Origin of the sequence: Streptomyces sp. KPB2 (assembly GCF_003950055.1) — a bacterium.
Lineage (GTDB): Bacteria > Actinomycetota > Actinomycetes > Streptomycetales > Streptomycetaceae > Streptomyces > Streptomyces salinarius.
This window is the reverse complement of the sequence record NZ_CP034353.1, coordinates 5,051,276-5,071,434: the sequence shown is the minus strand read 5'-3', so window position 1 is coordinate 5,071,434 and position 20,159 is coordinate 5,051,276. Positions and strand designations below refer to the sequence as shown.

The window sequence follows — 20,159 nt, the reverse complement described above, 5'->3', positions numbered from 1 at the left end:
CCGGGGCTCCGACGCCCGGTCCCGACCGACGTCTCACCGCAGTGCCTCCGCGACCTCCCGGGCCGCGTGCATTACGCGTTCGCCGACGCGTTCGGGGACGACGTCGGCCAGCATGACCACGCCGACGCTGCCCTCCACGCCCGTGACGCCGAGCAGGGGGGCCGCCGCGCCGCAGGCGCCGGCCTCCAGTTCGCCGTGGGTGAGGGTGTAGCCGGGGGTGTCCTCGTCGTCCTCGGAGGGCTGGGGCGGACGGCGGGCGGACAGGATGGCCTTGCCCGCGGCGCCCCGTTCCAGGGGGTGGCGGAAGCCCGCCCGGTAGGCGACGTGGTAGTCGGTCCAGGTCGGCTCCACGACCGCGACGGCCAGCGCCTCGGCGCCGTCCACCAGGGTCAGGTGGGCCGTCGCCCCTATGTCCTCCGCCAGGGCCCGCAGGGCCGGCATCGCCGCCTCGCGGACGAGGGGATGGACCTGGCGGCCCAGGCCCAGTACGCCGAGCCCGACGCGGGCCCGTCCGCCCAGGTCGCGGCGTACGAGTGCGTGCTGCTCCAGCGTGGCGAGCAACCGGTACACGACGGTCCGGTTCACGCCCAGCTTGTGGGACAGCTCGGTGACGGTCAGCCCGTGGTCCGTATCGGCCAGCAGTTTGAGGACCCGCAGTCCCCTGTCGAGCGTCTGAGAGGTCTCCGCGGTCACGACGCCCACTCCTTAGTGGTGAGGTCGGCGACCCTCTTCGCGGGGATGCGTCACCGAGTCCCGTCAGTGACGCGCTGGAGAGGCCGCCGATCGGCTGACGGCCCTGCTTTGTCGCGGGCCCAGTCGCTTTCACGGCTGCGCTCCGCGGCGGCGCTGCCACGGGGCGTGTGCGTAGCGGGACAGTAACGACCAGGTCCGCTCAGCGGAAGGCTCCGTCCAGAATCCGGGCACCAACCGTTATCGACTGCCGGTGTTTGTCCCGGTACGTACCGCGCACGCCTCCGGCGCCGCACCGCGTCACTTCATGCGCGTGGCCCACTCCTGGACCTTGGCGATGCGCTGGCGCAGCTGGCCGCCGGTCGCCTCGGCGCTGGGCGGGCCGCCGCACACGCGGCGCAGCTCGGTGTGGATGACACCGTGCGGCTTGCCGCTCTGGTGGACGTAGGCGCCGACCATGGTGTTGAGCTGCTTGCGCAGCTCCATCAGCTCCTTGTGGGAAACGACGGGGCGGCGGTCGGCGGGCAGTTCGAGCAGGTCGGCCTCTTCGTCGGGCTTCTTCCGGCTGTGCGCGATCTGCCGGGCCTGCCGCTTCTGGAGCAGCAACTGCACCTGGTCGGGCTCCAGCAACCCCGGGATGCCGAGGTAGTCCTGCTCCTCCTCACTCCCCGGGTGGGCCTGCATGCCGAACTCGGCGCCGTTGTACATGACCCGGTCGAAGGTGGCCTCGGACTCCAGCGCCTCGAAGGCGAACTGCTCCTGCTCGCCGGTGTCCTCGTCCTGCTCCCGGTTCGCCTCCTCCATCTCCTTCTCGGACTCGGCGTAGGGGTCCTCCTCGCCCTCCTTCTTGGGCTTGTCGAGGACGTGGTCGCGCTCGCGCTCCATCTCGTTGGCGAAGGTGAGCAGGTCGGGCACGGTCGGGAGGAAGACGGAGGCGGTCTCGCCCCGGCGGCGGGAACGGACGAAGCGGCCCACCGCCTGGGCGAAGAAGAGCGGGGTGGAGATGGTGGTCGCGTAGACGCCGACCGCGAGGCGGGGGACGTCGACGCCCTCGGACACCATGCGGACGGCGACCATCCACCGGTCGGTGCCCTGGCTGAACGTGTCGATGTTCTTCGAGGCGCCCGCGTCGTCGGACAGCACGACCGTGGCCTTGTCGCCGGTGATCTCGCGGATCAGCTTGGCGTAGGCGCGGGCCGAGTCCTGGTCGGCCGCGATGACGAGCGCCCCGGCGTCCGGGATGGCCTTCCTGACCTCGGTCAGCCGCTGGTCGGCGGCGCGCAGCACGGCCGGCATCCACTCGCCGCGCGGATCGAGGGCGGTACGCCAGGCCTGGCTGACGGCGTCCTTGGTCATCGGCTCGCCGAGCCGCGCCGCGATCTCGTCGCCTGCCTTCGTGCGCCAGCGCATGTTGCCGCTGTAGCTCATGAAGATGACCGGCCGGACCACTCCGTCGGCGAGCGCCGAGCCGTAGCCGTAGGTGTAGTCGGCGGCGGAGCGGCGGATGCCGTCGTTGCCCTCCTCGTACGCCACGAAGGGGATCGGGTTGGTGTCCGAGCGGAAGGGCGTGCCGGTCAGCGCGAGGCGGCGGGTGGCGGGCTCGAACGCCTCCAGGCAGGCCTCGCCCCAGGACTTGGAGTCACCGGCGTGGTGGATCTCGTCGAGGATGACCAGGGTCTTGCGCTGCTCGACGCGGTTGCGGTGCAGCATGGGGCGGACGCCGACGCCCGCGTAGGTGATGGCGATGCCCTGGTACTCGCGGCTGAGCGGGCCCGCGCTGTACTCGGGGTCGAGCTTGATCCCTATCCGCGCGGCGGCCTCGGCCCACTGCTTCTTCAGGTGCTCGGTCGGCGCGACGACGGTCACCTGCTGCACGACGTGGTGGTGCAGCAGCCAGGACGCCAGCGTCAGCGCGAAGGTCGTCTTTCCGGCGCCGGGGGTGGCGACGGCCAGGAAGTCCCGGGGCTGGTCCTGGAGGTACTTCTCCATCGCCCCCTGCTGCCAGGCCCGCAGCTTGCCGGCGGTGCCCCAGGGGGCACGGCCGGGGAAGGCCGGGGACAGGTGGTGCGAGGTGCTGGAGCTGGCGGTGGTAGTCACGGTCTCCGAAGGGGGTAGAACGGCTCGGCCACGTATGACAACCGGGCCACCCTACCGGCGGGCCGACGCGATCAACGCGCGCACGGGGTCGGGTCACCCCCGGGTGGGACGGACGTCACAACCGCCCCGTGCGTGCACTGCGGCTCACCCCCGCCGCAGCGGCGTCGCCGACCCCGCCTCATCTCTCTCGCAGTCGCGCCGCCACCCGCGTCTCACTTCTCCCGCAGCCGCGTCGCCACCCACGCCCCCGCCAGCGCCACCGCCGCCATCGGCAGGAACACCGCCGCGAACGCCGCCGGGTGGGAACCGGTGGCCTCACCGGCCCCGGCGGCCGCGTGGCTGACGGTGCCGCCGCCGAGGGCCGCGAAGGCCGCGCCGCCGACGGACAGGAGGACGACGTTGGAGAGCCCGTCGGAGATCTGGAGCGCGGCGGAGTTGGCACCGGCCTCCTCGGGGGCGGAGAGCTTGAGCAGCAGCACGCTGGTGGAGGAGATCACCAGCCCCATGCCGAAGCAGCCGAAGCCCCAGGCGACGGCCACCGTCCAGGCCGGCACGGCGTCGATCAGCACGCTGGGCGCCGTGGCGACGGCCGCCGCGACCAGCACCATGCCGAGGCTCATCAGGCGCTCCCGGTACGGCTCCAGGCGCGGCCGGGACTGCAACCACGAGCCCCCGGCCCAGGTCGCGCCGCCCGCCGCCAGGGAGAGCCCGGCGAGGGTCGGGCTGAGCCCCCGCTGGGTGACCAGCATCAGCGGGACGAAGGACTCGGCGGCGATGAACGATCCCGCGGCCACCCCGCGCAGCAGCACCACGGAGGGCAGCCCGCGCGCCGCCCGGTAGGTGCCGCGCGGCAGCAGCCCGAGCACGGCGGGCACGAGCAGCGCCACGCCCGCGGCCGCGGGCAGCAGGGCGACCGGGCGCAGATCCTGTGCGGCGTACTGGAGCAGGCCCGCGCCCAGCGAGATGGCGAGGGCGAGACGGATGCGGCGGCGGTCGAAGGAGGCCGGCGCGTCCCCTCCCCCTCCCCCGACGGGACCCGCCGCGCGGCTGCGTATCTGCGGCAGCGCGAGGGCCAGCGGGACGACCACCAGTACGGGGATGCCGACGAACACCCAGCGCCAGCCGAGGTGTTCGGTCACCGCGCCGGAGGCCAGCGGCCCGACGACGGACGGCACGACCCAGCCCGCCGCGAACGCCGCCATGATCGCCGGCCGCAGCCGCTCCGGGTAGGCCCGCCCCACGACGACGTAGAGCGCGACGATCACGAGCCCGCCGCCGAGCCCCTGCACGGCCCGCCCGAGGATGAACAGCCACATCGCCCCGGCCGTCCCGGACAGCACCAGCCCGGCCGCGAAGGCGGCGATGCCGGTCGTCAGCGGTGCCAGCGGCCCGCGCCGGTCGGACCACTGACCGGACAGCACCATCCCGAACAGGCTGGTCGTGAAGTACCCCGAGAACGCGAACGCGTACAGCGACACCCCGTCCAGCTCCCGCGCCGCCACCGGCATCGCGGTACCGACCGCCGTCGCCTCGAAGGCGATCAGCACGATGACGGAGACGATGCCGATGCTCAGCGCCCGGTAGGCACGGCTCAGCACGGTCTCGCCGGGGACGGCGGCAGCGGTGGCAGCGACGGTCCCGCCGGTACCGGCGGAGGACTCGGCGGGGACCGCGACATCGGTGTCACGGGGCTCAGGGACGGTCATGGTCGCCAGAGTAAGGGCCACGACCTGCTTTGACCCCTGTCGGGAGACGGTACGGGACCGGGACCTTGGTCGTACGACCGGCCCGGTCCGGCCCGATAGAGTTGAACGTGTTCAAATTCCATGCCATCGTGTGTGCTTGCCGATCCGGCACGAGTCGGCCGGGCGTGCGACGTACGCAGGGGGAGTCATGCGTGAGGAACGAGGGCGGGTCGCCGCGGCGAGGTTGCGTGGGGTGGTCCCGGCAGGCGCGGTCGCGGTGATGATGCTGGCCACGGGGTGCATGTGGCAGCAGCAGACACTGGCTCGGGCCGACGTCACAGGCACCTGGTCCGGGGACGGTGTCGGGACCCTTCGCGTCAATGCCGATGGCACCGTTGTCGCGACCGGCCTCGCCGTGTACGACCAGGACGGCGACAAGGTCTCGGAGTGCAGCGGCACCGGCGAGTGGGGCATGTATCCCGACGACAGGGCGGCGAAGCAGCTGTCGATCACCGTCTGCGACGGCAACCCGTGGGAATTCGGCGGCTCGAAGGAGCATCCGAAGATGCGGCGCGGCGTGGGCGATCCCGATGACGGGAACTTCCAGACCCTCAGCCGCCAGGAAGAGAAGCCGCCCGGCGCAGTGCCCACAGGGTGAGGGCGAGGGCGGAGATGTCCGCCACCAGGGGGTGGAGGGTGCCGTCGGCAGTTCTCCAGGTGAGGACGGCGCCCGTCGTGCCGTGGACGACCACGTGGGCGCCGTCCGTCAGACGGCCCAGGCGTACGAAACGGTCCGCGTCGGGCGGGAGCGGGTGCTCGGGGTGGTCCTCGCCGTACTCCGCCAGCGTCGGGAGCGGCAGGTCGTCCGCGTCGAGGTGGAAGGGGTGGGCGTGCTCCGGCAGGCCCGTCTCGCGCAGGAAGCGGCGGGTGGGGTCGTGGGTGAGGGCGGCCGGGAAGTCGATGTCCTCGAAGCGCGTCACCCCGCGGCGGCCGAACTCGCGGTCCAGGAAGCGGGTCGGCAGGTCTGGGGCGGCCCCCGGCGTCATGCTGTGGCCCACCGTCAGGAGCAGGCAGCTCATCAGCGCCGACGTGTTCCACAGGGACGGCCGCTCGCAGCCGCCCGGGGAACGGCGGGCGGCGCCGTCCTCCACGGACGTCGCGAGGCGGACCCGGGTCAGCAGCGAGGGGAGCGGCGGCCGGACGTCCGCCGCCGCGTCGCGCATCGTCGTCGTACCGCCGGTGACCGCGTGCATCGTCTCCCCCGGGAATGTGTGGCCGTGCGCGGGCCGGCGGCTGCCGTTCGCGCTCCTTCGGAGACTACGTGCCACCACTGACAACGCACCCCGCGCACGGACCCGTTCGCCCTGTAGGACGCGCCCGGCCCGTCCCGCGTTGCCTCACGCGCGCGACCAGCGGCTCAGGTGCCCGTGGCCACCGCTGCCTGGGGGCGGATCGGAAGGCGGTTGACCGGACGCCCGGTGGCCGCGCGTACGGCCGAGGCGACGGCTGCCGGGGAGGCGACCACCGGGACCGCGCTGACGGCCTTGGCGCCGAAGGGGGCGACCACGTCGCGTTCCTCGACGAGCTTCACGATGCGGATGTCGGGGGTGTCGAGTGCCGTCGGGAGGGCGTAGCCGGTGAGGTCGGGGTGGCGGATCAGGCCGCGCGGGGTGCGGAGGTTCTCCGTGAGCGCGATGCCGACGCCCTGGGTGACGCCCGCCTCGATCCGGGCGGTCAGCTGGGCCGGGTTCAGGACGCGGCCCACGTCCTGGGCGACGGCCAGTTCCACGACCCGGACCGAGCCGATCTCGATGTCCACGTCCACCACCGCGCGGATCGCGCAGAAGGCCATGCCGACGAACGCGTCGCCCTGCCCGGCCTCGTCCAGCGGCTCGGTCGGGTGCGGGCGGCACTGGGCGGTGGCCCACAGCTCCTTGCCGTCCAGCGCCTCGGCGACCGTCGTCGACAGCACGCCGTCGTACGAGGTGATCTTGCCGTCGGCGATCTGGAGCAGCTCCGTGGACATGCCGAACTGGTGGGCCAGCGGCTGCAGGAGCTGGGTGCGGACCATCTTGGCCGCGCGTTCCACCGCGCCGCCCGACACCCAGGTGTGGCGGCCGCGGCAGCCGGCGCCGGCCGGGGGCTGGTCGGTGTCCACGGGCGCGACGTGGACCTCGTCCACGCCCAGGGTCTCCTGGACGATCTGCCGGGCCAGGGTCGTGAAGCCCTGGCCGGTCTCCACGGCCGCGCACAGCACCGTCGCCACGCCGTTCTGGACCTTCACGGTGGCCGTGGAGACCTCGTCCGCGCCCTCGGCGCCGAGCATGTGCACCATGCCGATGCCGTAGCCGACGCCCCGGCGCACCGCGCCCGGTTCGCCCGCGCCCTCGGGGCCGCCGGGCAGCAGCCACTCGTCCTCGGGCGTGTCCTTGGGCAGGGCGGGGAGGGGGAAGTCGCGGACCGCCTGGAGGAGTTCGGCCACGGGGGCCGGGCAGGTGACGGTCTGGCCGGTGGGGAGGACGTCGCCGGTGGCCAGGACGTTGCGCAGCCGCACCTCGGCCGGGTCCAGACCGAGCTTCTTGGCGATCTTGTCCATCTGCGCCTCGTACGCGGCGCACACCTGCATGGCGCCCTCCCCGCGCACGTGGCCGGAGGGCGGGTTGTTGGTGCGTACCGCCCAGCCCTCGATGAAGGCGTTGGGCACGACGTACGGGCCACAGGCGAAGGCCACCGCGGCGGCCAGCGCGTCGGAGGAGGTGTCGGCGTAGGCGCCCGCGTCCAGCAGGATCTGCGCCTCGACCTTCACGACCCGGCCCTCGGCGTCCGCGTGGTGGCGGTAGCGCAGGAGGGTGGGGTGGCGGTGGGTGTGCCCGAGGAACGACTCCTCGCGCGTGGCGGTCAGTTTCACCGGGCAGCCGGTCTTCAGCGCCAGCAGGCCGAGCGGCAGCTGGAAGCCCTGGTCCTCGCGGTCCGCGGTGGCGCCCGGCACCCCGGTGACGACGATCTTCACCTGTTCGGGCGACAGGCCGTAGCAGGCGGCGGCGATGTCGCGGTCGCCGTGCGGGTCGGTGGAGGCCAGGTACAGCTCCACGCCGCCGTCGGGGCGCGGCACGGCCAGACCGGCCTCGGCTCCTATGGGGGCCGGGTCCTGGCGGCCGATGCGGTACAGGCCCTCGACGACGACCTCGCCGGCCGCCTCCGGGTCGCCGTGGCGCAGCGGGATGTGCCGGATCAGGTTGCCGTCGGGGTGCAGCGGCTCGGCCTCGAAGGCCTGCTCCGGGTCGGTGACCGGGTCGAGCACCTCGTACTCGACGATGACGGCGGCGGCGGCCATCCGCGCGGTGTCCGGGTGGTCGGCGGCGACGGCGGCGAGGGGCTCGCCGTGGTGGCGTACGACGTCGGCGGCGAAGACCGGGCGGTCGGCGTGGCCCCCGCGGCCGTGCAGCGGGGTGCCGGGCACGTCCTCGTGGGTGACGACGGCCCGTACGCCGGGCATCTCGCGCGCGTGGGTGGTGTCGATGGACACGATGCGCGCGTGCGGGTGCGGTGAGCGCAGTACGGCCGCCCACAGCAGGCCCTCGGCCCACAGGTCGGCGGCGTACGGGAAGGTGCCCTCGGTCTTGGCGCGGGCGTCGGCGGGCGGCAGGGACGCGCCGAGGCCGTGCGGGATCGGCTCGGGGACGGGGGTGACCGTCTCGGCGGTCCCCTCGGCCTCCGCAGTCGCGGCGTCGTTGCTCACGCGTGGCCTCCGTCCTGGCCGTGGTTGCCGTGCTCACCGTAGAGCGGGTGGCTGTCGTGCGGTCCTGTCGCGTCCTGCGCGTCCGGTGGCGGCTGGGACTCGAACGCCGACGGGTTGACGCCGCCCGCGCCGGGACCGGCCTGGTGCGGGATGCGGGGCTCGTCGGGGTCCGCGCCCGCGTGTGCCTCGGCGTCGGCGTGCGCCTCGCGTTCGGCGACGACCTCCTGGACGGCCTCCAGGACGCCCCGGTAGCCGGAGCAGCGGCACAGGTTGCCGCACAGGGCCTGGCGGGCCTCCAGCTCGGTCGGCGCCGGGTTGCCCTCAAGGAGGTTGTGCACGGTCATCGCCATGCCGGGCACGCAGAAGCCGCACTGCACCGCGCCCCGCCGGGCGAGCGCCCGCTGTACGTCCGAGGGCCGTCCGTCGGTGGCCAGACCCTCGACGGTGCGCACCTCGCTGCCGGCCGAGGTCACGGCCGGGACCAGGCAGGAGGCGACGAGCCGTCCGTCGACCTGCACGTTGCAGGCGCCGCACTCGCCCTGCGAGCAGCCGTCCTTGGCGCCCGCGAGGCCGAGCCGCTCGCGCAGGACGTAGAGCAGCGACTCGCCGATCCAGGCGTCGGTGACGGGCCGGTCCGCGCCGTTGACGCGCAGCACGTAGGAGGCGAGGGGGTGTTCGTCCTGCGGGCCGACGGGGGCCGGGGGCTCCTCGGCGGCCGTGAGGGCGGGGGCGGCTTCGGGGTCGGGGTCGGGGTCGGGGTCGGTGGCGTCGGACCGGGTCCCGTCCGGGCCGGTGCGGCCGTCGGCCGCGTCCGCCTCGGCGTCCGCGGGGCCGGACACGTCGGCGGCGACACTCTGGGGGTCCGTCGTGCCGGTCGGGCGACCGGTCGTGGGCTCCGGATGCGGCGCTCCTCCGGGCTCCTGCCCGTGCTCGCGCGCGCCCTCGGACGTCGACCCGTCCGGAGCGGTCGATGCCGGGCCCGGCAGGGGGCCGTCGGGGGCCTCCGGGCGGAGTTCACCCCTCGTCTCCTCGCCGGGATGCGCCGGGCCTTCTGCCCGGCCTTCAGGAGCCTCCTCGGCCCCACCGGGCTCGCCAGTCACCGTCTCGGTCCCGCCGACCGGCCCGGTGGCCGTCTCGGCCGTCCCGGCCGTCCCGTCGGCGGGGTCGGTCGGGTACGGGACGGCGCCGGAATCGGACCGTCCCACGCCGTCGTCGTGACCCGGCGCGTGCATGGCGTTCGCAGGGCCGGAGGTCTGCACGCCGTCGGCGGCGCCGGCCCCGCGCAGTCCGTCGGCGTGGCCGGGGGCGTGCGGGTCGTCGGCGGATTCGGCGGCGTACCGGCCCCCGTCGTGGCCGGACCGGGGCACGCCGTCGTCGGAGGCGGACCCCTGCGGACCCTCGACGGGACCGGGCGCATACGGCCCCCCGTCGGAACCGGACCCGTGCACACCACCGGCGGAACCGGAAACCCGCACACCCTCGTCCGGAGCCGAACCGTGCAAGCCCTGGGCGGAACCGGACGCGTACCGGCCCCCATCGGAACCGGACCCGTGCATACCTGCGGCGGAACCGGAGGCCCGCACCCCCTCCTCGGGAGCGGACCCACGCAGATCCCCGGCGGGAGCGGAGACGTGCGGGGCGTCGGCGGAACCGGACGCGTACCGGCCCCCGTCCGGGCCGGGCCCGTTCGCGCCGCCGTCGGGGGCGGGGGCGTGCGGGGGTCCGGAGGGGTGCTCCTCGCCGGTCGGGGCGGACTGGCCCGCGCCGTCGCCCCAGGCATGACCGGCGGGCTGGGCCGACGGTGGGCGTCGGTCCTCGGCGGACCGTTCGTCGGTGTCCGGGCCGTGTTCCTCCCGGCGTTCGCCCCACGGCTGCCCGGCGGCCTGCGTCGCCCAGGGCGCGGGAGCGCCGCCGGGGAGGGTGGCGGGCGCACCGGTGCCCCACTGCTCGGCCAGGGACGACGTGGTGAACTCGCCCGACTCGTCCGGCAGGTCACCGCCGGCGACGGGGATGGACCACTGCCCGGTCACGTCCTGGCCCGGCGCGGGCGCGGTCGCCGCGGCCTCCGGGTCGGTCTCGGCGGCCTGTGCGGCCTGCGAGAAGTCCCACTGTCCGGTGGGCCCGGGCTGGTAGGCGAACCGGTCGTCCTGCCCGGGGGCGCTGCCCTGCCCGGTGTGCGTGCCGTAGGGCGCCGCCCCGCCGTACGGGTCGTGGTGGGCGGCGTAGTCGCCGTACCCCTGCCCGGCGTCCGGCGCCTGCCACTGGGTGCCGTCCACGGGTGCGGACGGCGTCGACGGCATCGCCCAGGAGCCCGTGGCGGCCGGGTCGGTGCCCGCGGTGGTGGCGGGCGCGACCGTGATCTGGGGCGGCACGTAGCCGTGGCCGGGCGCGGCGAGCGGACTGTCGGAGGAGGCGAGGAGCGCGTCCACGCCGCCCTCGGGGAGTTTCACGAAGGCGGTGGCGCCGTCGTCGTAGTCGCCCTGGGGCAGCGGGTCCCAGCGGCCGCCGCTCGGCGGCGTCCCCCCGGCGTGCTGATCGCCGTACTCGTCCCCGTACTCGTCCCGGTACTCGTCGCCATGCCGGTCGTCGGTCACGACAGTGCCCTCCCCAGTGCTCGTCGGGCCAGCGCGGCGACGGTGCGCCGCAGGTGCAGTACGGCGGGCGGCAGCGGAGGCACGGTGCCGTCCTCGGCCGGGGCCTCGTCGGGGATGCAGGCCGCGGCGACGTACTCGCCGAAGCCGTGCAGTGCCTCGGGGACGATGGCGCGGCCGTTGTCCCAGTCGATGAGCGAGGCCACCCACTGCTCGGCCTCCAGGGGCCGCAGCGGCATCGGCGCGATGGCGCCCACGGCGCACCGTACGCCGCGCCGCGCCGGGTCGAGGACCAGTGCCACGGAGGCCGTCGCACGGCCGGGACCGGTGCGGCCGGTCGCCTTCAGGAAGACCTGCGGCGCGTGCAGCAGCGGCACGCGCACGTAGCCGATCACCTCGCCCGCGCGGAGCATCTCCATGCCCGCCAGCAGGTGCGAGACCGGCACCTCGCGCCGGGCGCCGCCCTGGCCCGCGATGATCAGCGTCGCCTCCAGGGCGGCCAGCACCGGCAGCGCGTCCCCGGTGGGGGCGGCCGAGGCGATGTTGCCGCCCAGGGTGCCCGCGTTGCGGATCTGCGGCGGTCCGGCGGCGCGCGCGGCGGCGGCGAGCGCCGGGATGAGCGCCGCGAAGTCGGGGCGGCCCATGCGGGCGTGGGTGAGGCCCGCGCCGAGCAGCGCGTGCCCGTCCTGGTACTGCCAGCCGCGGATCTCGCTGATCCGGCCGAGACCCACCAGCGCGGCGGGCCTGAGCTGGCCGGAGTTGACGGCCGCCATCAGGTCGGTGCCGCCCGCGACCGGAACGGCCGCGGGCATCGCGGCGAGCGCCGCCACGGCCTCGTCCAATGTCGTGGGCAGCGTGACGGCCTGCGCCGCCTGCGGTGCGTGCGTGGTCAAACCGACTGCCCCTTCCCGCTGTCCCACCTGGTCCCGCCCATGTGGCCGTACCGTACGACCTCACAGGGCGGACGTGGCAACTCTGGCACATCTTCGCAGGGCCCGAACGCAGGGGTCCCATAGGAGGCATTCGCCCGCCTCGTCGGCGAGATGGGACGTTTTCGTACGGGATCTCCGACGATCGGAGCTCGGCGCCATGCGCGCGAGTTGCCACCCTTCGGTGACGTTTGGGAGCGTTTCGCGGTCTGGGTGTCGCTGTGTGGCGGAGTTTTCCTACTTGTTCGGCGGCGGCCCGTCGATCGGCCGGCCGAGCACACCGGGCCGCCGCTGCCAGGGCAGCGGGCCGGCGGGCGGCCGGTAGTCGACACCCAGGGCGTCCAGGCGCCGGTAGTGGGCGGCCATCCGCCGCTCGAAGGCAGCGTAGTCCCGCTCGGCGGGGGCGGGCAGCGCGCTCCACGCCACCTCGGCGAAGGCGGCGAGCCTCGGGAACACCTGGTAGTCCACGCGCCCCTGGTTCTCCATCACCTCGGTCCACACGTTGGCCTGGGTGCCGATCACATGTCCGGACTCGTCCGGCGTCAGTTCGGCGGGAACCGGTTCGAACCGGTAGACGTCCTCCAGGGTGCGCACGAAACCGATCGGCACCGGTTCGTCCTCGCCCGGGGCCTGCCGGTGGTCCAGGTACACCTGCTGCTCGGGGCACATCACGACGTCGTGTCCCGCGCGCGCGGCGGCGACCCCGCCCGCGTAACCGCGCCAGGACGCCACGGCCGCGCCCTTGGCCAGGCCGCCCTCCAGGATTTCGTCCCAGCCGATGAGCCGGCGCCCGCGTTCGGTGAGCCAGGTGTCGAAGTGCTGGATGATCCAGGCCTGGAGTTCGTCCTCGTTCGCGAGGGCGAGTTCCTCGATGCGCGCCTGCGCGGTGGCCGAACTCCGCCACTGCTCCTTCGGGCATTCGTCGCCGCCGATGTGGACGAACTCCGAGGGGAAAAGCTCCAGCAGTTCCTCGAACACGCCCTCGTAGAAGCGCAGCACGGCGTCCGTGGGCGCGAGTACGTTCGGGGAGACGCCCCAGGTGTCCCACACGGAGAGCGCGGTGGTGTCGATCACGTCCGTGTTGCCGAGTTCGGGATACGCGGCGATGGCGGCCTGCGAGTGTCCGGGTACGTCGATTTCGGGGACGACGGTGATGTGCCGTTCGGCGGCGTAGGCGACGATCTCCCGGATGTCGTCCTGGGTGTAGTAACCGCCGTGGGGTTTGTCCTCCCACAGCGGCGAGGCGCGGTGGCCGTATTTCGTGCGTGCGCGCCAGGAGCCGGTCTCGGTGAGCTTCGGGTGGCGTTTGATCTCGACGCGCCAGCCCTGGTCGTCCGTCAGGTGGAAGTGCAGGACGTTGAGTTTGTGCGCGGCCATCAGGTCCAGGTAGCGCAGGACGCCGTCCTTGGGCATGAAGTGCCGGGCGACGTCCAGCATCAGGCCGCGCCAGCGGAATCGGGGCGCGTCCTCGATGCGGGCCAGCGGCAGCCGCCAGCGGCGGTCGGGCAGCGGGGCGCGCCGGAAGGCGTCCGGGCCGAGCAGCTGGCGCAGGGTCTGGGCGCCCCAGAAGAGGCCGGCCGCGTCGCCGCCGGTGAGGTGCACGCCCTCCGGGGCGACGACCAGGCGGTAGCCCTCGTCGGGCAGGCCGGCGTCGAGGGCGAGGCGGATGGCACCGCCGCCGCCCGCCGAGGGGGCCAGCGGCAGACCGGTGGCGGCGCCCAGCGTGGCGCGCAGCCAGCGCTCGGTGCGCCCGGTGCCTTCGCCGGCCACCAGAGCGGTGTCCGGGCCGAGGTCGAAGAAGGCGTCCTCCTGGGAGGAGACCTGCTGTGGCTGGGGAAGAACGTCGCTCACGTCAGTCCTTTACCGCTCCGCCGAGGCCGGAGACGAGTCGTCGTTGTACGAGTACGAAGAAGACCAGCACCGGAATCGTCATCACCGTGGACGCGGCCATGACGCCGCCCCAGTCGGGATCGTCCGGCTTGTAGAAGACCAGCAGCGCCATCGGCAGCGTCGACTGGGAGGTGTCGCTGATGATGAACGACTTGGCGAACAGGAAGTCGTTCCAGGTGGAGATGAAGGAGAAGACGCTGGTGGCCACCAGCCCCGGGAAGACCAGCGGGAAAAGGATCTGCCAGAGAAAGCGGCTCCGGCTCGCCCCGTCGATGTGGGCGGCCTCCTCCAGGGCCTCCGGCACGGCTTTCACGAAGCCCCGCAGCATCCAGATCGCGAAGGGCAGCGAGAAGGCGATGTGGGGCAGGATCAGCGAACCCAGGGTGTTGAGCTGACCGAAGTCCCGCATGAGGAAGAACAGCGGGATCGTGAGCGCCTCCACGGGCACCATCTGGGCCACCAGGAACATGATCAGCAGGGTGGTCCGGAAACGGAACCGGAAACGCGTCACGGCGGTCGCCGCGAGGAACGCGATCAGCGCCGAGGCGATCACGACGGAACCCGCCACGATCAGGCTGTTGAGAAAGTAGCGGCCGAATTCCTGCTGTTCGAAGACGCGCCGGAAGGAATCCAGCGAGGGGGTCAGCGTCCAGGGCCGGGGCTCGCTCGACTCGATCTCCCCGGCCGGTTTGAAGGCGCTCAGCACCATCCAGTAGAGCGGGAAGGCGACCACCACGGCGATCAGCAGCGCGGACGCCTCGGCCGCGAGCCGCCACGGACGGCGCACACGCGCGCGCGAAAGATTCACAGCTCCTCCCCCTGACGGCGCAGCAAGCGCAGGTAGACCAGCGTCACGGCCAGCAGGATCAGCAGCATGACGACCCCGATCGCGGAGCCGAGGCTGTACTGCGAGGACGCGAAGGCCTTCTGGTAGGCGTAGACGTTGAGGACGAGGTTCTGGCCGGCGATGCCGCCGCCGTTCGTCATGACGTAGATCTGGGTGAAGACCTTGAAGTCCCAGATGACCGACTGGATGGTCACGACCACCAGGATCGGCCGGAGCATCGGCGCGAGCACTGAGCGCCAGATCCGCCACTGCGAGGCCCCGTCGAGCGCGGCCGCCTCCAGGACCTCGGCCGGCACGGCCCGTATCCCGGCGTAGACGGTCACCATGACGAACGGGAACGAGCACCAGACCACTTCGAGCAGCACGAGCAGGAAGGCGCTGTAGCGCCCGTACGTCCAGGAGTGGTCGCCGAGGCCCAGCATCCGGTTGACGGGCCCGAAGTCCGGGTCGAACAGCAGCAGCCACACCGTCGACCCGGTGACCGCCGGCGTCGCCCACGCCCCCAGCCCCGCCAGCATCAACGCCAGCCGCGGCACGGCCCGCACCCGGGTGAGCAGCACGGCGAGCGCGCACCCGACCGCCAGCGTCGACACGACACACGCGGCGGCGAAGACGACGGTGGCGAGCAGCACCCGCCAGAACTCCCCGTCCCCGAACAGCTCGGCATAGTTCCCGAACCCCTGGAAGGTCGTCGGCTCCCCACCACTGACCTGAGCCTGCGTGTACTCCAGAAACGAGATCAGCCCGAGCTGGTAGACGGGGTAGACGAGCAGCCCACCAAGGACGACAAGAGCGGGGGCGAGATAGATCCAGGGGGTAGCGGAGGAGCCCCCAAAGGGGCGCGGGGCTGTGTTGCCTTTGCGGCTACCGCCGCGCGGGCGCGACAAGCCACGACGGCGCCGCGCCCGCCACCGAACCGCACCCCCCGAGCTCACAGGCGCACCCGTCATCCGGCGGAGCCAAACGCGTCGTCCATCTTCTTCGCGGCATCCCCAGCGGCAGCGCCCACGTCCTTCTTGCCGCTCACCACTTCCTGGAACATGGTCGGCAGCACCTGCGAGGAGTCGATCGTCGCCCACGCGGGAGAGGCCGGCACGAACTTCGTGCCCGCGCCGAGCGTGTCGACGAACGGCTTCACGAACGGCTCCTTCGCCGCGACCTGCTGCCGTACGTCCGCGAAGGTCGGCAGGAAGCCCATCGCGTCGAAGAGTTCGCCCTGCGCCTTCTTCGACGCGAGCCGCTTCGTCAGGTCGACGGCGAGGGTGCGGTGCGAGGTGCTCTTCAGGACGCCGATGTTGTTGCCGCCCGCGAAGGCGGGGGCGATGGAGCCGGGCTCGACCCCGGGCAGCGGCACGACCGCGTACTTGCCCTTGACCTGGCCGGCCTCCACGGCCTGGTGGCTGAAGTCGCCGCCGATGGCCATGGCCGCCTTGCCGGAGGCGAAGGCGGTGACGGTGTCGTTGCCGCCCATGCCGGCGCATTTGGCGGCGGGGCAGTTGTCGTCCCCGAACAGGGAGGTGTACGCCTCGATGCCCTTCCGGGCGGCGGCGCTGTCGATGGCGGCGGCGTACGAGCCGCCCTTGCCGGTGGCGAGTTCGCCGCCGTTGGCCCAGATGAACGGCATCGCGCCGTAGGTGTAGGCGCCGCCGACGGCGATGCCGTAGAGGCCGGGCTTGGCGGCGTGCACCTTCTTGGCGGTGGACGCCAGCTCGGACAGCGACTCGGGGGGTTCGAGGCCGAGTTCGTCGAAGACGTCGGTGCGGTAGTAGAGGGCGCGGACGCCGACGAAGTAGGGGGCGCCGTAGACCTTTCCGTCCACGGTGACCGACTGGCGGGCGGTGGGGTCGGTGTCCTTGGCCTCGTCCCAGGCCGCGAACTCCTTCGATATGTCGGCGAGTCCGCCGTCCTTGACGTATCCGGCGGTGTCGGTGTTGCCGTACTCGATGACGTCGGGGGCGCTCTTCGGGTCGTTGAAGGCGGCCTTGATGCGCTGGGCGCGGGTCTCGACCGGGATGTACTCGACGGTGACCTTCGTGTCCTCGTGCGCCTTCTCGAAGTCGGCGAGGACCGCGTCGACGACCTTCTCCTTGGGCTTGTTGTTGACCTCCTGGAACAGCCAGACGCGCAGCGTGCCGCTCTTCTCGTCCTTGCCGGAGGAGGAGTTGTCGGACGTCTGGGGGGCGCAGGCGGTCGCGGCGACGACGGCCGCGGCCAGCAGTACGGCCAGGCGGGGGGCGAGCTTCATGGAGTCTTCCTCCGGGCGTGCGTTGCAACATATGCAATGACGGTTTCGCTCTGCACAACACCCAGGAGCGTAGGGAGACATGAACCTGTCCACAAGAGGTCTGAACCAGTTCGTAAACCTCTTTGTGGATCGGCACCGTCGGAGCCCCGCCCCGGCCACGGCGCACGAAGGCCCCCGGAGTGCGCGCGGGCACACTCCGGGGGCCTTCGGGAAATCTCAAGAGGTCCGTACGGGCAGGGGCGCTACTTCTTGTCGCCGCCCTTGCCCTCGTCCCCGCCGCCGCTCATGGACTCGTAGATCTCCTTGCACATGGGGCAGACGGGATACTTCTTCGGGTCGCGGCCCGGTACCCAGACCTTGCCGCACAGCGCCACGACGGGGGTGCCGTCGAGGGCACTCGCCATGATCTTGTCCTTCTGGACGTAATGCGCGAAGCGCTCGTGGTCGCCGTCGCCGTGGGACGTCTGCGGCGTCGGCTCGACGAGGGTTCCCGTACCTGTCCCGCGCTCGGGCTCGAGAGTGCTCATAACCGCCAAGGGTACTGAAGCTCACACGCTTCAGTTGAGCGACGGGTCGTCCGGGTACGTCGCCACCATCGCCAGGTCGCCCCGCTGGCGGCGCAGCACCTCGCGCCAGAGTCTCTCGGGGAACGGCGAGGAGACGTCGCCGGGCTCGGACTCGACCACGTACCAGGCGCCCTCGGTCAGCTCGTCCTCCAGCTGGCCGGGTCCCCACCCCGCGTACCCGGCGAAGATCCGCAGGGCGCCCACGGCCGGCGCCAGCAGCTCCGGCGGTGCCTCCAGGTCGACCAGGCCGATCGCGCCGTGCACCCGGCGCCAGCCCAGCGGTGCCTGCTCGCCCGTCGCCCCGCCGGGGACGACGGCGACGCCGAGGGCCGAGTCCAGCGAGACCGGGCCGCCCTGGAAGACGACGCCCGGCTCGCCGGCCAGGTCCGCCCAGTCCTCCAGGATGTCGCCCACGTCGACCGGTGTGGGACGGTTGAGGACGACACCGAGGGAGCCCTCCTCGTCGTGGTCGAGGAGGAGCACCACCGCACGCTCGAAGTTCGGGTCCGCCAGGGCGGGCGTTGCCACGAGCAGCCGCCCCGTGAGCGAGGACACCTCGGTCATGCCAGACATGATCCCGCATGTTCCCCTCCCGTGGGGAGGCAATCGGAGGCACTGGGGTGAACACGCACCCGCGCACGCCCCTCGGCCGTGACCGCGCGTACGCGCCCGTGAACGCCACGTGTTGTGACAAATCCATGACGTTGCCGGACCGTGCGGAGGCGCCCTGAAGGGGGGTACAAGACGATTACCCTTTCCCTTCTGGCCCCTGCCCAACCCCACGGAACGCGAGATTCATGACCGTCAACGGCGCTGATGACGTACTGCTTGTCCACGGCGGAACCCCGCTGGAGGGCGAGATCCGGGTCCGCGGTGCGAAGAACCTCGTGCCGAAGGCCATGGTGGCCGCCCTGCTGGGCAGTGCGCCGAGCCGGCTGCGCAACGTGCCGGACATCCGCGACGTGCGGGTCGTACGCGGACTGCTTCAGCTGCACGGGGTGACCGTCCGTCCGGGCGAGGAGCCCGGCGAGCTGGTCATGGACCCCACCCATGTGGAGAGCGCGAACGTCGCCGACATCGATGCCCACGCGGGCTCGTCGCGCATCCCGATCCTGTTCTGCGGCCCCCTGCTGCACCGTCTCGGGCACGCCTTCATCCCGGGCCTGGGCGGCTGCGACATCGGCGGCCGGCCCATCGACTTCCACTTCGACGTGCTGCGGCAGTTCGGCGCAAAGATCGAGAAGCGGGCGGACGGCCAGTACCTGGAGGCCCCGCAGCGGCTGCGCGGCACGAAGATCCGGCTGCCGTACCCGTCCGTCGGCGCCACCGAGCAGGTGCTGCTGACCGCCGTGCTCGCCGAGGGCGTCACGGAGCTGTCCAACGCGGCCGTGGAGCCCGAGATCGAGGACCTGATCTGCGTCCTGCAGAAAATGGGCGCGATCATCGCCATGGACACCGACCGCACGATCCGCGTCACCGGCGTGGACGAGCTGGGCGGCTACACCCACCGTGCCCTCTCGGACCGCCTGGAGGCCGCCTCCTGGGCCTCCGCGGCGCTGGCCACCGAGGGCAACGTCTATGTCCGCGGGGCCCAGCAGCGCTCGATGATGACGTTCCTGAACACCTTCCGGAAGGTGGGCGGCGCGTTCGAGATCGACGACGAGGGCATCCGCTTCTGGCACCCGGGCGGCCGGCTGAAGTCCATCGCCCTGGAGACGGACGTGCACCCCGGCTTCCAGACGGACTGGCAGCAGCCCCTGGTGGTCGCCCTGACGCAGGCCACCGGCCTGTCCATCGTCCACGAGACGGTGTACGAGTCCCGGCTGGGCTTCACCTCGGCGCTCAACCAGATGGGCGCCCACATCCAGCTCTACCGCGAGTGCCTCGGCGGCTCGGACTGCCGCTTCGGCCAGCGCAACTTCCTGCACTCGGCCGTGGTCTCCGGGCCGACCAAGCTGGAGGGCGCCGACCTGGTCATCCCCGACCTGCGCGGCGGCTTCTCGTACCTGATCGCCGCCCTCGCGGCCCAGGGCACGTCCCGCGTCCACGGCATCGACCTGATCAACCGCGGCTACGAGAACTTCATGGACAAGCTCGTCGAGCTGGGCGCGAAGGTGGAACTCCCGGGCAAGGCGCTCGGCTAGACCGGCCCGCCAACGCCGGTGGGGCGGTCACCCGATCCCGGGTGACCGCCCCACCGGCGTTGAGACGAGCGCCCCCGAAAGGGGCGCGGGGAACTGCGCGACCAGCCACATCCGGCCCGCGGCCGGAGGACGGCCCGCACACCGTGCGAACGGCCCGCGCAGTTACCCGGCACTCCAAGCGGAGCGCTTACTTACCCTTGGCGGCTTCCTTGAGCTTGGAACCCGCGGACACCTTGACGCTGTAGCCGGCGGGGATCTGGATCGGGTCGCCGGTCTGCGGGTTGCGGGCGGTGCGAGCGGCACGGTGGGTGCGCTCGAAGGTCAGGAAGCCGGGGATGGTGACCTTCTCGTCGCCCTTGGAGACGATGTCGCCGACAACCTCGGCGAACGCGGCCAGCACGGCGTCGGCGTCCTTGCGGGTCACCTCGGCGCGGTCGGCCAGCGCGGCCACCAGCTCACTGCGGTTCATGTTGTTACTCCCGTGTTCTTCTTGCCGTTGAGGCGTGCCACGCGGCGGAGCCGCATGTTGGGCACAGCGATGCCGATGCTGCCAGGGCCCTCTGACATTCCCCGGACCCGGGTCGGTCGTCAGACCCTCGCGCCCAGGGAGGCATCCTGCCTCCACCTGCGGCGGTAAAGCCAATCCGGCACCCCCAGGAGGTCGTGAGAGCACCCTTGGGAGTCACACGCCGAGAGGGCCTGAGCCTTGCGCAACCCTAGAGGGCGATCCGAGGCC

Annotated in this window: 16 protein-coding genes; 2 read left to right on the top strand and 14 right to left on the bottom strand. The window is 72.7% G+C overall.

Annotated elements, in window-relative coordinates:
- Positions 1-33 precede the first annotated feature (33 nt).
- The 3 genes from D1J63_RS22760 to D1J63_RS22750 form a co-directional block, all read right to left on the bottom strand.
- Positions 34-693, bottom strand: coding sequence for a helix-turn-helix domain-containing protein (locus D1J63_RS22760; protein ID WP_125631222.1), 660 nt, complete (start codon positions 691-693; stop codon positions 34-36).
- Positions 694-990: 297 nt separating this feature from the next.
- On the bottom strand, positions 991-2,787 hold the full coding sequence (locus tag D1J63_RS22755) for a DEAD/DEAH box helicase (RefSeq protein WP_102930137.1): 1,797 nt from the start codon (positions 2,785-2,787) through the stop codon (positions 991-993).
- A 212-nt stretch (positions 2,788-2,999) separates the two neighbouring features.
- Positions 3,000-4,493, bottom strand: coding sequence for an MFS transporter (locus tag D1J63_RS22750; protein WP_125631219.1), 1,494 nt, complete (start codon positions 4,491-4,493; stop codon positions 3,000-3,002).
- A gap of 187 nt (positions 4,494-4,680) precedes the next feature.
- Here D1J63_RS22750 and D1J63_RS22745 point away from each other — a divergent pair, with 187 nt between their 5' ends.
- Positions 4,681-5,130 (top strand): hypothetical protein, encoded by a 450-nt coding sequence (locus tag D1J63_RS22745; RefSeq protein ID WP_125631217.1) that lies wholly within the window; start codon positions 4,681-4,683, stop codon positions 5,128-5,130.
- Here the strand turns inward: D1J63_RS22745 and D1J63_RS22740 are convergent.
- The 10 genes from D1J63_RS22740 to D1J63_RS22695 form a co-directional block, all read right to left on the bottom strand.
- Complete coding sequence (locus D1J63_RS22740; RefSeq protein ID WP_241235593.1) at positions 5,084-5,725, bottom strand: SUKH-4 family immunity protein; 642 nt, start codon at positions 5,723-5,725, stop codon at positions 5,084-5,086. The two genes, D1J63_RS22745 and D1J63_RS22740, sit on opposite strands and share 47 nt — an antisense overlap.
- A gap of 164 nt (positions 5,726-5,889) precedes the next feature.
- Complete coding sequence (locus tag D1J63_RS22735; protein WP_102930133.1) at positions 5,890-8,211, bottom strand: molybdopterin cofactor-binding domain-containing protein; 2,322 nt, start codon at positions 8,209-8,211, stop codon at positions 5,890-5,892.
- Positions 8,208-10,805 carry a 2Fe-2S iron-sulfur cluster-binding protein gene (locus tag D1J63_RS22730; RefSeq protein ID WP_125631213.1) on the bottom strand — a complete coding sequence of 866 codons (2,598 nt, stop codon included), beginning with the start codon at positions 10,803-10,805 and terminating at the stop codon, positions 8,208-8,210. The genes D1J63_RS22735 and D1J63_RS22730 overlap by 4 nt, the downstream gene beginning before the upstream one ends.
- Positions 10,802-11,695 carry an FAD binding domain-containing protein gene (locus D1J63_RS22725; RefSeq protein WP_125631211.1) on the bottom strand — a complete coding sequence of 298 codons (894 nt, stop codon included), beginning with the start codon at positions 11,693-11,695 and terminating at the stop codon, positions 10,802-10,804. Before D1J63_RS22725 ends, D1J63_RS22730 begins: the two co-directional genes overlap by 4 nt.
- A 273-nt stretch (positions 11,696-11,968) precedes the next feature.
- Positions 11,969-13,582: a beta-N-acetylhexosaminidase gene (locus D1J63_RS22720; protein ID WP_125631209.1), complete on the bottom strand. Its 1,614-nt coding sequence runs from the start codon at positions 13,580-13,582 to the stop codon at positions 11,969-11,971.
- 1 nt (position 13,583) lies between these two features.
- Positions 13,584-14,429: a carbohydrate ABC transporter permease gene (locus D1J63_RS22715; protein WP_102929500.1), complete on the bottom strand. Its 846-nt coding sequence runs from the start codon at positions 14,427-14,429 to the stop codon at positions 13,584-13,586.
- Entirely contained in the window at positions 14,426-15,418 is a 993-nt protein-coding gene (locus tag D1J63_RS22710; RefSeq protein WP_164712932.1) for a sugar ABC transporter permease, read from the bottom strand. The genes D1J63_RS22715 and D1J63_RS22710 overlap by 4 nt, the downstream gene beginning before the upstream one ends.
- The gene (locus tag D1J63_RS22705) at positions 15,415-16,713 is read right to left on the bottom strand and encodes an extracellular solute-binding protein (protein ID WP_125631206.1); all 1,299 of its coding nucleotides are present in this window, start codon (positions 16,711-16,713) and stop codon (positions 15,415-15,417) included. The genes D1J63_RS22710 and D1J63_RS22705 overlap by 4 nt, the downstream gene beginning before the upstream one ends.
- A gap of 242 nt (positions 16,714-16,955) precedes the next feature.
- The gene (locus tag D1J63_RS22700; protein WP_030402030.1) at positions 16,956-17,240 is read right to left on the bottom strand and encodes a DUF3039 domain-containing protein; all 285 of its coding nucleotides are present in this window, start codon (positions 17,238-17,240) and stop codon (positions 16,956-16,958) included.
- A 30-nt stretch (positions 17,241-17,270) separates the two neighbouring features.
- A complete protein-coding gene (locus D1J63_RS22695) occupies positions 17,271-17,843 on the bottom strand; it encodes a YqgE/AlgH family protein (RefSeq protein WP_164712931.1) in 573 nt (190 codons plus the stop codon).
- A gap of 233 nt (positions 17,844-18,076) precedes the next feature.
- Between D1J63_RS22695 and murA the strand changes: the two genes are divergently transcribed.
- On the top strand, positions 18,077-19,423 hold the full coding sequence (gene murA, locus D1J63_RS22690) for a UDP-N-acetylglucosamine 1-carboxyvinyltransferase (RefSeq protein ID WP_061444436.1): 1,347 nt from the start codon (positions 18,077-18,079) through the stop codon (positions 19,421-19,423).
- A 187-nt stretch (positions 19,424-19,610) separates the two neighbouring features.
- On the opposite strand, the gene D1J63_RS22685 is transcribed toward murA, so the two are convergent.
- Positions 19,611-19,892, bottom strand: coding sequence for an HU family DNA-binding protein (locus D1J63_RS22685; RefSeq protein WP_004000874.1), 282 nt, complete (start codon positions 19,890-19,892; stop codon positions 19,611-19,613).
- Positions 19,893-20,159 lie beyond the last annotated feature (267 nt).